The following is an 11380-nucleotide window of genomic DNA, read 5'->3' as shown; positions in this document are numbered from 1 at the left end:
TCGGCCCAGTCATCTCCGACAAAGAACTTCAACTTCTTCTCCCGCGCTCGAAACCGCTCGTTCGTCAGCAAGCCGGTCGGGAGAACCATCAGCGACCTAATGAAGCAGTGCTCACGCCTCACCACACGGCGAGCCGGGCACGACATCCCATCAGCGATCAACTCTCCCGGTCACCGGCAGGGGCACGCTCTGTCGACAGGACTCAACGTCCAGGAGGTCTAGAGTGCTCACCCACCGGCGGCCTACCAGCTACCGAGTCTGCCCGACGGCGACCCGATAACTCTCATTAGGAGGTGTCGCCCGAGACCACCAGGCCGCACGCTCAGCCCTCCGCCCGCCGGCCCGCAGTGGGCGTATACGTACTGTCGAGCTGCCGAGAACCCCGAGATGTGTGCTCTAGGTGAGGGTCACGCCGGCGTTGCGGAGGTCGGTCAGGGCTTGTTGGGTGGTGGGTTCGGCTACGCCGGCGGTGAGGGTGGTGAGGACTCTCGTGGTGAAGCCTTCTTTGCGGGCGTCCAGGGCGGTGGCTTTGACGCAGTAGTCGGTGGCTATGCCGCAGACGTCCACGGTGGTGACGGACTTGGCGCGTAGCCAGTCGGCGAGGGTGTGGCCGCCTTCGTGGGACTTGCCTTCGAAGCCGGAGTAGGCGGCGGCGTACTCGCCCTTGTCGAAGATCGCGTCGAAGGGTTGCGGGTCGAGGTTGGGGTGGAAGCCGACGCCGTCGGTTCCGGCCACACAGTGCGGTGGCCAGGAGTTCACGAAGTCGGGTTCGCGGGAGAAGTGGTCGCCGGGGTCGATGTGGTGGTCGCGGGTGGCGACCACGTAGTCGTACCGGCGGTCCTGTGGTTCGGCCTCGTGCCACTTGTGCAACAGCTCGCCGATACGGAACGCGACGTCGGCACCACCGGCCACGGCCAGGCTCCCGCCCTCGCAGAAGTCGTTCTGCACATCAACCACGATCAGTGCCCTGGCCATCGCGACGCCTCCTTCTCCGGAGTACTCCTGAGCCCACCGTACAAGCGTCGACGCCACCGGCGCCGCATTGACCATCAGTCCGCCACCGACCGGCCCGCCCCTCGGCGGGGCGGGCGGCCCCGCGGAAGGGTCAGGCGGGGATCAGGTGGCCGCCGGTGATGTGGAGGTGTTCGCCCTGGACGGCTTTGGTGCGGGGTGAGGTGAGGAACAGGATGGCGTCGGCGAGCTCGGAGACGTCGGGGAGGTGCCGGGCGGTGAAGCCGGCGGTGATCTTGTCCAGTGCTTCGCGCGGGATGATGCGGTGTACGCCGTTCTCGAGGGTGATGCCGGGGAGGACGACGTTGACCAGGACGCCGTCCGCGCCGAGGTCGTGCTGCAGGCTCGCTGCCAGGCCGTGCAGCCCGGCTTTCGCTGCGCCGTACGCCCAGGCTCCGCCGCCCATGCCGCGCTCCGCCAGGTCGGTCGAGACCAGCACCAGCCGGCCGTGCGCGGATCGCCGCAAGGCGGGTGCCACCTGCTGCGCCAGGTGCATGTTGCCCTCGAGGTTCGCCCGGACGATCCGGGTCCACCACTCCGGCGAGGCGTCCTCCATCTTGTCCGTGCGCCCGTCGAGCGGTCCCCAGTCGACGGCGTTCGCGACGACTGCGTCCAGCCCGCCCCACTGTTCCACCGTCGACGCGACGGCCGCGGCGATCGTCTCCGGCGCGCTGAGATCCATCGGTACGACGTACGCCGCGCCGCCCGCCGCCTCGATCTCCTCGGCGACCGTCTCGGCCGCGTCCTTCCGGGAGTTGTAGGTGATCGCGACCCGCGCCCCCTCCCGCCCGTACGCGACCGCGGTCGCCCGCCCGATCCCGGACGACCCGCCCGTCACGAGCACCGCCGCGTCCTTGAATCCCAGGTCCATGACCCGTCCTCCTGCTTATAGTTAGTCGGCTAAGCAGAAAACTTAGCCGACTAACAAAGCAGCGGCAAGCTGTGGGCGTCAGATCATGGCAGCACCCGCTGGAGGAAATCGCGGATCAGCGCGGCGATCTCGTCGCCGTGGGTCTCCAGGGCGAAGTGTCCGGCGTCCAGGAGGTGGATCTCGGCGTCGGGCAGGTCGCGGGCGAACGCGGTGGCTCCGGCGGCGCCGAAGATCTCGTCATGCTTGCCCCAGGCAACCAGCGTCGGCGGCTGGTGGCGGCGGAAGTACTGCTGGAACGCGGGGTACTCGTCGAGGTTGTGCTGGTAGTCGTGGAACAGTTGCAGCTGGATCTCCTGGTTACCGGGCCGGTCGAGGTACGACTGGTCCAGGGCCCAGGTGTCGGGGCTGATCCGATCCAGGAACTGGGCCGGTACGCCGTGGGTGTATTGCCAGCGCGTCGCTTCCGCTGTCAGCAGTGAACGTACGTCGGGTTCGTAGGTGGCCCGGTCCTTCGCGTGGTTGAACAGCGGTTCCCAGAAGGGTGTGAACCCGTCGAGATAGGCGTTGCCGCTTTGGGTGATCAGGGCGGTGATGCGTTCGGGGTGGCGGCTGGCGATGCGGAGTCCGATCGGTGCGCCGTAGTCCTGGATGTAGAGGGCGAACTGCTGCACGTCCAGCTTGTCCAGCAGTCCCAGGGTGAGCTCGGTGAGGGCGTCGAACGAGTAGGCGAACTCGTCCACCGACGGCATGCCGGACTGGCCGAAGCCGAGGTGGTCGGGTGCGATGAGGTGGTACGAGTCGGCGAGATCGCGGAGCAGGTTGCGGAACATGGCAGAACTCGTGGGGAAGCCGTGCAGCAGCACGACGGTGGGGTTGGCCGGGTCGCCCGCCTCCCGGTAGAAGATCGGCTGTCCGTCGATGTCAACGGTGCCGTACCGCACTGCGTTCATGGGTGCTCTCCTGATTCTTGACGAGTACTTCGTGGTGGGGTCGGAGCAAGACGAGACAGGCCGCGGCGAGGCCGAGGCCGAGGGCGAAGAAAGCGCGATAACTGCCGGTGAGACGGTCGATGACGACCGCGATGGCGAGCCCGCTCGCGGCCGCGGCCTGATGGGTGACCCAGGCGGGGGCGAGTGTCCGGCCCATCCGGTGCGGGTCGAGTCCTCGGGACAGCACGGCCATGGTGAGCGGAATGATCGGGAACGACGACATTCCGAAGATCACCGCGGCGGCGACGAGTCCGGCCGGAGCCTGCGCAACGGTGAGCAGACCGAGCGACAGTGCTCGCAGTAGGTGGAGCAGGCGCAAGAGGTCCTCGGGGCGCCGGCCCCGGCGCAACAGGCTCGCGACGACGGCCGACGTGATGCCGGCCGACAGTGCGGCGACGGCGACCAGGCGGCCTGCGCCGGCGACTGACCAGCCGAGCTCGGCGGCGTGCTTGGGCAGCATGAGCACGACGACGTACATCGTCGCGGCATGCAGACCGAACGAAGTCAGTACCCGACCACGGCCGCGCAGGCTCTCGCGCGTCTTGTCACCGGACAGGCTCGTCGCCGCCGGATCATTGGGCAGGACACAGACGAGGACTGCCGTCACGGCCAGGCCGACACCTCCCAGTACGGCATAGGTTCCGCGGACGCCGATCGGGACGAACAGCGACGTCGCTGCCCAGGGCATGAGGAGTTGTCCCAGGTTGATCCCGACGGCGGCGCGAGCGAGTGCCGGCCCGGCGTCGGCGCCGTACGCCCGACCGATCAAGGTGCTGACGGTCAGGCTGGAGGAACCCGCGAAGCCGAGGCCGCCGAGGATCGTGTACGCCGCGATGAACTGCCACGTCTGCGTGACCACGGCGAGCACCAGGTAGCTCGCCGAGATGAAGATCAGTCCGAGCACGAGGATTCGCTTGGCGCCGGCGCCGTCCAGCAGGCGGCCTACGAGCGGCTGCGCGGCGCCGGTGAGCAGTGTGCTCAGCGCGGCAGCCGTCGTCAGGGCCGAGGCGTTGAGTCCGTACTCAGCGGCGGCGGGGGCGAAGAACACACCCGCGGAGAAGTTCAGTCCGAAGGAGACTGTCATAGCCGCGAGGGCGGCGAAGGTCGTTCTCATGATCGCTTCAGCTGGGTCATCTGTGTCTTCACACTTTCCGAGGGCACGGCTGTCGCCGGGACGGACGGGATGAGGGCAGGCTCGATTGCCGAGACGTCGACGACGTCTCGGCTGATGGCGGGAGCGGGGTTAGCGGATCGGGCTCAGTGGTGGCGGGCGTAGTGGCGGGCGGCGCGGGCACGGTTACCGCAGGCGGCCGAGCACCACCGTCGTTGCGGACGATCCTGGAGGTACAACAGCACGCAGCCCGGCCCCTGACAGGCGCGCAGGTCCGCGTGCCGGCGTACGAACAGGTCGATCGCTTCCTGGGCGATGAAGGACAGGATCGCCGTGACTGGCGGCGCCGCGCTACGCACCTGTGCGGCCGGCTCGCCCTGCCACCGCAGCTCCTGCCAGTACGGCGCCCAGCGCGCGTGGCGGTTGAGCGCCTCGACAGCCCCGACTGACGGAGCAGCGCCCGCCATGCTCCCGGCGGCCACCTGAGCGGCGTCGCGTCCGGTGATCGCCTGGGCGATGTCGCGGACGGCCTCGCGAAGTTCCCGGGCCGCCGTCAGCTCGAAGTCGCCGATCGCGGCGACTTCCTCGGCCGAGAGCCGCCACGGCAACCGGTCCGCTATGGCCGCCAGCCATTCGGTGAACAGTTCGACGTTCTCCAGGCCGTCGCGCGGTTCGCCCCGGACGGCGTACGCGGTGTTGGCCAGCTCGATCGGCAGCGGTTCGCCGAGCACGGGCACGGACATCGCCTTCACCGGCTCCCGTCGTGACGCAGGTCGGACCGCAACCGGGCGTTCTCCTGCTCGAGCGCGGTGATCCGGTCCCGCAGCGAGCCGATGGCCTGCTCCACGACGTCGCGGCCGAACAGCTGCGGGATGTGCTGCCGGCAGTTCCAGTCCCATCCCTCGATCTCGATGAGAACGGCCCCTTCCACCTTCCCCGGGTAGTCCGGGACGACCAGCTCGCGCAGGATATCCGGATCCTCGGTGACCCGGGCATGACCCAGGAGCTTCAGGCGTGCCTGCAGGGCGTAGTCCATCAGGAACAGCGCGACGCGATCGGAGTGGTCCAGGTTGCCCCGGGTGATGTACTGCCGGTTTCCGCGAAGATCCGCGAACCCCAGCGTGCGTTCGTCCAGGACGCGCAGGAAGCCGCGCGGCCCGCCGCGATGCTGGAGGTAGGGCCAGCCCGTCTCGCCGACGCTGGCGATGTAGAAGCTGTCCCGCTGCTCGACGAACGCCGCTTCGTCGGGACCGAGAACGTCACCGCTCGCCGAGCCCTCCAGCATCCGGCGGTAGGCGCGATCGCTGCCGTGCAGCCGCTGCTGCGCCTGCACCGCGTCGGTGAACGCCAACTGGGCAAACCTGGCACCCATCGCCAGCCTCCTAATGGTCGTCGTCTGTCGTGGTCGTTAGGGGAACGAGGATTTCCCCGAGCTCTCGCTAGATTTCTAACGATACAGAGCAAGTCAAATCATTAGAATGTCGGACGCTGTTGGTCCCCGGGGGTGGGTCTGGCCGGCGGAACCGATTGTGTGGCGATATGTGCCGGGAGTTATCGTTTGATCGCGCATTGTCATCGAGTCATGGGGCCGGTATCTTCCGCCGGAGCGGGCCCTTGGGGGTTCGCTCATGAAGAAGGCTGTCCTGGGTGTCGTCACGGCGGCGGCGGTCGTCGCCGCGGCGCTCGTTCCGTCCGGGCCGTCGGTGCAGGCCGCAACCCGTAGCGCCGCCAGTGCGCCGCCGGGGTTCGGGTCGGCGTTGTCGTCGGTGCAGCAGTCGTCCTGGCAGACGAACGCGAGCGTGAACGCGGTCGCCGTCGCCGGGAACCTGGTGTTCGCGGGCGGGCTGTTCACCCGCGTCCGGCCGCCGGGGAAGGCACGCGGTGTGGGCGACGCGGCGCGGAAGTACTTCGCGGTCTTCGACCGGACCACCGGCGTGCCGACCCGGTTCGCGCCGAAAGTCAACGGGCCGGTGTGGAGCGTCGCCACCTCTCCGGACGGCAAGCGGGTCGTGATCGGCGGTGATTTCACCGTCGTGGACGGGGCGCCGCGGTCGCGGGTGGCGATGTTCGATGTCGGCACCGGCAAGCTGGTGGCCGGCTGGGACCCGGTGGTCAACTACCGGGTCGCGGCGCTGAAGGTCACCGGCAGCATCGTCTACCTGGGCGGATCGTTCGGCAGTGTGGACAAGGTGGCCCGGCACCGCATCGCGGCGGTCAGCCTGAGCACCGGCGCGCTGCTGCCCTGGGACCCGGACGCCGACGACGACGTCCACGCGATCGAGGTGTCCACCGACGGGACGCGGGTCTTCGTCGGTGGCGGCTTCGTCGAGATCGGTGGGCGGTCCTCGCACTCGCTGGCGATGCTGAGCCCGGCCACCGGCGCGGCGTACGACATGCCGGCCGCCGAGGCGATCCCGCCGCTGACCCCGGACTGCGACAGCCGCGTGAAGGACATCGAAGTCCAGGGAAACAAGGTGTTCGCGGCCAACGCGGGATCAGGGATCGGCTGCTACGACGGCGTGCTCGCCGCGGACGCGAAGACCGGCAAGCTGATCTGGCAGAGCCATTGCCTGGGCGCGACCGAGGCGATCAAGGCGATCGGCAACTGGCTCTACAAGGGGTCGCACGCGCACGACTGCAGCGCGGACGGCGGGTTCCCGGACAAGACCGGCATGCACCACCTGCTGGTCTACAGCGCGATCACCGGCAAGCTCGGCCCGTGGTTCCCGAACGCCACAGCCGGCGGCGAGACGCTCGTCGGCCCGTTGTCGTTCGCGTGCGGCGGCAACGACCTGTGGGCCGGCGGTGACTTCGTCGAGGTCAACGGCACACCGCAGGAAGGGCTGACCCGGTTCACCACCACCCCGGGCGGCGCGGCTCCGGCCAGGCCGGCGGCGCCGAAGGTCGCCAGCGCGCGGGCGAACAAGGTGACGATCGCCTTCGAGACGGTGCTGGACCGCGACAACCTCACGCTCACCTACTCGGTGTACCGCGGCAGCACCCGGATCGGCAGCTGGTCGCGGACGTCGAACTCCTGGACGAAGCCGACCGTCACCTCGGTCACCGACTCCGGTCTGACGAGCCGTCAGACGTTGTCGTACCACGTCGAGGTCAGCGACGGCCGCAACGTCCAGAAGAGCCCGACGGTCAGCGTGAAGGTTCGCTGATCAGCACCTGGTCCCTCGACGCGGTACGACGAGGTCCACGAGGTAGCCGTCGATCTTGGCGCGGGCGCATTCGTTGGACTGGTAGAGCGTGTGCCCCGGACCGTCGTGGTAGATCGAGCCGCTGCCCGGCACCTGGTCGACGACGCGGGACGCGGTGTCGTACTCGCTCCAGTTGCCCGCCATCAGCAGCGGCGGCAGGCCGGCGGGCAGAGCGGCGGGTGGGTTGCGGACCGGCACCGGCCACCCGACGCAGGACAGCATCGCGAGCTGGATCGTGCCGGCGGCCCCGGTAGAGGGCGCGGCGGCTTCCATCCGCCGTACCTGCTGCTGCAGTTGTCGTTGGCTGGTCGGATGCGGCCAGTCCGTGCACTCGACGACGCCCGGAGACGGCGCGGACGGGAACGGAGCGTTCGGCGGCTCCGGCACGAACCCGGACGCGTCACCGGTCGCCGCGGCCTTCTTCAGCGCGGCCAGGAGTTTCGGGTACGTCGCCTCGCCGAGCCGCGCGAGCCGCAGCCCGGTCCACCGGATCTCGTTGCCGTCGTACGTCGTGCTCCCGGCCGGCAGCGGATGGCGCTGTGCCCGGGCCACCACCTGTCGCCACGACGCCGCGCAACGGCACCAGTCGAAGAAGCGGGTCATGAACGTCTGCACGTCGCGGGCGAGCTCGGTGAGTTCGCGGTCCCAGTTGTCGGTGCTGTGGTTCCACGTGCCGTCTAGCACCATCGACCGGACGTGCTGCGGGAACAACCGGGCATACGACTGGCCGATGAAACCGCCGTACGACGCGCCGTAGAAGTTGACCGTCGACTCGCCGAGCGCCCGCCGGATCGCGTCGAGGTCGCGGGCGTGGCTCCCCGAGTCCATCGCCGCGAACAGCTCCGGATCCTTCGCCTGGCACTTCTCCGCAACCGCCCGATTGGCGGCGGCGAGCGCGTCGAACGCGGCCTGGTCGCGCGGCACCCGCGGCTGCCGGACACCGGTCCACTCGCAGGGCAGATTGGTGCTCATCCCGGCAAGGTTGGGGCCGCCCCGGAGATCCCAGGTGATGATGTCCATCCTCCGGCGCAGACCGGCGAAGGCATTCGCGCCGCCGTACGAGCGCAGCAGGTCGATGTTCATCCCCATCGGCCCGCCGAGGTTGACCTGCACGGATCCGCGTTTCGGCCCAGTGGCTGGTAGGCGACCGACCATCAGGGTGATCTTCCGGCCGGCGGGACGGTTCCAGTCGACCGGCACCTGCAGGCTGGCGCACTCGATGCCGACGGTTCCTGGTCCACCGGGGCATTCGCCCCAGTCGAGAGTCGGGGCGGGCGGGGTGAGAGCGTTGGCCGTCAGCAGGCCGCTCGCCGCGAGCGAGAGTAGTTTCAGCATGCCGCCCACGGTTTCGCGGATGCGCCGCCCGCACATCGGACCGGAGTCCGACGGCCCACGGTCCGAGGTGGTGGTCCATCGGCTCGGCTAGGTTCGGCGTGTGGAGTACGGACTGAGCCGGCGGCAACTGATCGCCGCGGACTGCCTGGTCGCGGTCGGGTACGCCGCCCTCGTCCTGCTCACGTCCTCCACCGGCCCGGGGCTCGTCGCGGTCGGGCTCGCGCTGCCGATCGCGGTCCGCAGGATCTGGCCGCTGCCGGCGCTCGCCGTGGTCGCCGTCGCGTCGGTGATCGCGTACTTCGTGGACGCGTTGCGCGATCCGCTGCTCGCCGCCGCCTACGTGCTGTACGTCGTCGCGCTGACCCGCTCGTCGAACCGCCCGCTGTCATGCCGGCGCCTGATCGGTCTGGCCGGCGGAGTCGGTTTCGTCGTGCTCGTCCTCGCCGCGGTGGCCGGCGCGCCGGCCGGTCAGTCCCGCGCCGCGCTCGTGCTCACCGGGATCGCCGCCTTGTACGGCGCCTGGATCCTGGGACAGGTCGTGCGCGACCGACGAGCTGCCGCCGCCCGTGCGGCGCAGGTGCTGGCCGAGCAGGCGGTCGCCGCGGAACGGCTGCGGATCGCCCGCGAGCTGCACGACATCGTTGCCCACAGCATGGGATTGATCGCGGTCAAGGCCGGTGTCGCGAACCATGTCCTGCAGGTCCGTCCCGAGGAGGTGTCCGACGCGTTGTCGGTGATCGAGTCCACGAGCCGCGACGCTCTCGTCGAGCTTCGGCACATGCTCGGCCTGCTGCGGGCCCCCGGCGAACCAGCGGACCTCGCACCGCCGGCGGGTCTCGCCGCGCTGCCGGAGCTGGTCGCGCGGGTCGAGTCGACCGGCGTGCAGGTCGAGCTGCAGGTCGACGTCCCCGAACCGCTCCCGGACGCCGTCGCGCTCACCGTCCACCGGATCGTCCAGGAGTGCCTGACGAACGTCACGAAGCACGCCCACGCGCGCTGCTGCAGCATCACGATCACCGGCAGCGCCAACGCCGTACAGCTCGAGGTGATCGACGACGGCGTCGGTGGGGCAGCGGTGGAAGGGCACGGTCTGATCGGGATCCGCGAACGGGCCGGCGTGTACGGCGGTTCGTACCGGGCCGGGCCGCGGACCACCGGCGGGTTCGAGGTCGTCGTACGGCTGCCGCATGAGTGAGATCCGGGTGCTGGTCGCGGACGACCAGGCGTTGCTGCGCGGCAGCTTCCGGGTCTTGATCGACACCACACCCGGCCTGACCGCGATCGGCGAAGCGGCCGACGGAGCCGAGGCCGTCCAGCTCGCGCGCCGCGAGCGGCCGGACGTCGTCCTGATGGATGTCCGGATGCCGAAGCTGGACGGGATCGAGGCGACCCGGCAGATCTGTTCCGCACCGGAGACGGCCGGGACGAAGGTGCTGATCCTGACGATGTTCGACCTCGACGACGCCGTGTACGCCGGTCTGCGAGCCGGAGCGAGCGGCTTCCTGCTGAAGGACGTCCCGCCCGTGGAGTTGCTGCAGGCAATCACTGTCGTCGCGGCGGGCGACGGGCTGCTGGCGCCGTCGATCACGCGACGGCTGATCGCGGAGTTCGCCCGGCTGGCCGAGCCCGGGCAGGCGCCCCTGACCGGCCTCGACGGCGTGACCGATCGCGAGCGCGAGGTGCTGTCGCTGATCGCGCGCGGCCTGTCGAACGACGAGATCTGCGACCACCTCCACGTCGGCCGCGGCACCGTCAAGACCCACATCGGGCACCTGCTCGCCAAACTCCACGCCCGCGACCGGGCCCAGTTGGTGATCGCCGCGTACGAGTCCGGGCTGGTGCGACCTCGCCGGTTCTAGAGGTGCGGGAGGATCGCGCTGAGCGCGATCAGCAGGCAGATGCCGCCGTTGAGGTACGGGTGGCTGACCAGGATCGCGACGAATTCGCGGATCGTTGCCGTCGGCCAGTAGTACGCCGCCGTCGGGGAGCCGATCACCTGGCCGTTCACCTTCGCCCTGCGGGCGGTCAGCGCGGCGCGGAACGCGTGGAAGTTGTTCGTGACGATCAGGCAGCGGTACTGCGGTCGTAGGCCGGCCATCAGGTCACGGCTGAAGGTCAGGTTCTCCCAGGTGGTCGTCGACTTGTCCTCGCGCAGGATCTGCTCGTCCGGGACGCCGCGCTCGACCAGGTACGCCGCCATCGCGTGCGACTCGGGCAGGTCTTCGTTCGGCCCCTGGCCGCCGGACGTGACGAGCAGCGGCGAGCGGCCCCTGCGGACGGCGCGCTCGTACACCTGCTTCGCCCGGTCGAGGCGGCCGGCCAGTAACGGCGGTACCCGGGAGCCGATCAGGCCCGAGCCGAGCACGACGACGAAGTCGACCTTCCGGGACGAGCGGACCCGGCTGTAGACGAACGCGTACACCAGGAAGCACAGGAACAGGAACGAGATGTAGGTCAGCACGCCGAGCAGCACCGACCGTACGGCGGCCAGCGGCTCCCAGCCGATCTTCTCCACCAGCACGCTGAACACCACGAAACCGATGATCCCGAGCCCGACGAGCAGCGACAGCAGGTTGGACAGCCGGCGGCGCTCCCGGCGCAGCATCGTGACGCCGTTGATCACCAGGAACACGGCGAGCACCGCGATCGAGAGCGGGATCGCGGCCAGCACCGCGACCGCCAGCCAGCGCCCGGCGGTCGCGTTCACGCTCTCGACCGCGAAGATCAGCCCGAGGCCGGCGAACATCAGCGCGAGAACCAGAAAGATCCCGTTCTTGAACAGGCGCCGGTCGCGCAGGAAGCTGACGCCGAAGACGAGGAACCAGAAGGCGGCGATCCCGAAGCAGATGACCATCGG

11 protein-coding genes are annotated in these 11380 nt (G+C 69.5%); 3 read left to right on the top strand and 8 right to left on the bottom strand.

Going from position 1 to position 11380, the window contains the following annotated elements; translation table 11 throughout:
- Positions 1-396 precede the first annotated feature (396 nt).
- The 6 genes from ABZX12_RS28000 to ABZX12_RS27975 all read right to left on the bottom strand — a co-directional run bounded on the left by ABZX12_RS28000 (position 397) and on the right by ABZX12_RS27975 (position 5354).
- On the bottom strand, positions 397-975 hold the full coding sequence (locus ABZX12_RS28000) for a nicotinamidase (protein WP_355697849.1): 579 nt from the start codon (positions 973-975) through the stop codon (positions 397-399).
- 130 nt (positions 976-1105) lie between these two features.
- Entirely contained in the window at positions 1106-1882 is a 777-nt protein-coding gene (locus ABZX12_RS27995; RefSeq protein WP_355697847.1) for an SDR family oxidoreductase, read from the bottom strand.
- Between the two features lie 83 nt (positions 1883-1965).
- Positions 1966-2832: an alpha/beta hydrolase gene (locus ABZX12_RS27990; RefSeq protein ID WP_355697846.1), complete on the bottom strand. Its 867-nt coding sequence runs from the start codon at positions 2830-2832 to the stop codon at positions 1966-1968.
- Positions 2804-3985 (bottom strand): MFS transporter, encoded by a 1182-nt coding sequence (locus tag ABZX12_RS27985; protein ID WP_355697844.1) that lies wholly within the window; start codon positions 3983-3985, stop codon positions 2804-2806. The genes ABZX12_RS27990 and ABZX12_RS27985 overlap by 29 nt, the downstream gene beginning before the upstream one ends.
- 143 nt (positions 3986-4128) lie before the next feature.
- Positions 4129-4725 carry a CGNR zinc finger domain-containing protein gene (locus tag ABZX12_RS27980; RefSeq protein WP_355697842.1) on the bottom strand — a complete coding sequence of 199 codons (597 nt, stop codon included), beginning with the start codon at positions 4723-4725 and terminating at the stop codon, positions 4129-4131.
- 5 nt (positions 4726-4730) lie between these two features.
- On the bottom strand, positions 4731-5354 hold the full coding sequence (locus ABZX12_RS27975) for a pyridoxamine 5'-phosphate oxidase family protein (RefSeq protein WP_355697840.1): 624 nt from the start codon (positions 5352-5354) through the stop codon (positions 4731-4733).
- 256 nt (positions 5355-5610) lie between these two features.
- Between ABZX12_RS27975 and ABZX12_RS27970 the strand changes: the two genes are divergently transcribed.
- Positions 5611-7149: a fibronectin type III domain-containing protein gene (locus tag ABZX12_RS27970; protein ID WP_355697838.1), complete on the top strand. Its 1539-nt coding sequence runs from the start codon at positions 5611-5613 to the stop codon at positions 7147-7149.
- Here ABZX12_RS27970 and ABZX12_RS27965 read toward each other — a convergent pair whose 3' ends face one another.
- Positions 7150-8523 (bottom strand): alpha/beta fold hydrolase, encoded by a 1374-nt coding sequence (locus ABZX12_RS27965; protein WP_355697837.1) that lies wholly within the window; start codon positions 8521-8523, stop codon positions 7150-7152. It lies immediately after the preceding gene.
- Between the two features lie 100 nt (positions 8524-8623).
- Between ABZX12_RS27965 and ABZX12_RS27960 the strand changes: the two genes are divergently transcribed.
- Together ABZX12_RS27960 and ABZX12_RS27955 are read left to right on the top strand one after the other, a co-directional pair.
- Entirely contained in the window at positions 8624-9718 is a 1095-nt protein-coding gene (locus tag ABZX12_RS27960; RefSeq protein ID WP_355697835.1) for a histidine kinase, read from the top strand.
- On the top strand, positions 9711-10382 hold the full coding sequence (locus tag ABZX12_RS27955; protein ID WP_355697833.1) for a response regulator transcription factor: 672 nt from the start codon (positions 9711-9713) through the stop codon (positions 10380-10382). The genes ABZX12_RS27960 and ABZX12_RS27955 overlap by 8 nt, the downstream gene beginning before the upstream one ends.
- Here the strand turns inward: ABZX12_RS27955 and ABZX12_RS27950 are convergent.
- Entirely contained in the window at positions 10379-11377 is a 999-nt protein-coding gene (locus ABZX12_RS27950) for a YdcF family protein (protein ID WP_355697831.1), read from the bottom strand. The genes ABZX12_RS27955 and ABZX12_RS27950 overlap by 4 nt on opposite strands.
- Between the last annotated feature and the right edge of the window lie 3 nt (positions 11378-11380).

The sequence above is a fragment of the Kribbella sp. NPDC003505 genome (assembly GCF_040610875.1).
Taxonomy (GTDB): domain Bacteria; phylum Actinomycetota; class Actinomycetes; order Propionibacteriales; family Kribbellaceae; genus Kribbella.
Note: the sequence above shows the minus strand (reverse complement) of the source record. Positions and strands in the feature narration are given on the sequence as shown.

Bases quoted from the DNA above. Each gene is read 5' to 3' on its own strand.
- ABZX12_RS28000 (WP_355697849.1), bottom strand. From the start codon at position 975: ATGGCCAGGGCACTGATCGTGGTTGATGTGCAGAACGACTTCTGCGAG.
- ABZX12_RS27995 (WP_355697847.1), bottom strand. From the start codon at position 1,882: ATGGACCTGGGATTCAAGGACGCGGCGGTGCTCGTGACGGGCGGGTCG.
- ABZX12_RS27990 (WP_355697846.1), bottom strand. From the start codon at position 2,832: ATGAACGCAGTGCGGTACGGCACCGTTGACATCGACGGACAGCCGATC.
- ABZX12_RS27985 (WP_355697844.1), bottom strand. From the start codon at position 3,985: ATGAGAACGACCTTCGCCGCCCTCGCGGCTATGACAGTCTCCTTCGGA.
- ABZX12_RS27980 (WP_355697842.1), bottom strand. From the start codon at position 4,725: ATGTCCGTGCCCGTGCTCGGCGAACCGCTGCCGATCGAGCTGGCCAAC.
- ABZX12_RS27975 (WP_355697840.1), bottom strand. From the start codon at position 5,354: ATGGGTGCCAGGTTTGCCCAGTTGGCGTTCACCGACGCGGTGCAGGCG.
- ABZX12_RS27970 (WP_355697838.1), top strand. From the start codon at position 5,611: ATGAAGAAGGCTGTCCTGGGTGTCGTCACGGCGGCGGCGGTCGTCGCC.
- ABZX12_RS27965 (WP_355697837.1), bottom strand. From the start codon at position 8,523: ATGCTGAAACTACTCTCGCTCGCGGCGAGCGGCCTGCTGACGGCCAAC.
- ABZX12_RS27955 (WP_355697833.1), top strand. From the start codon at position 9,711: ATGAGTGAGATCCGGGTGCTGGTCGCGGACGACCAGGCGTTGCTGCGC.
- ABZX12_RS27950 (WP_355697831.1), bottom strand. From the start codon at position 11,377: ATGGTCATCTGCTTCGGGATCGCCGCCTTCTGGTTCCTCGTCTTCGGC.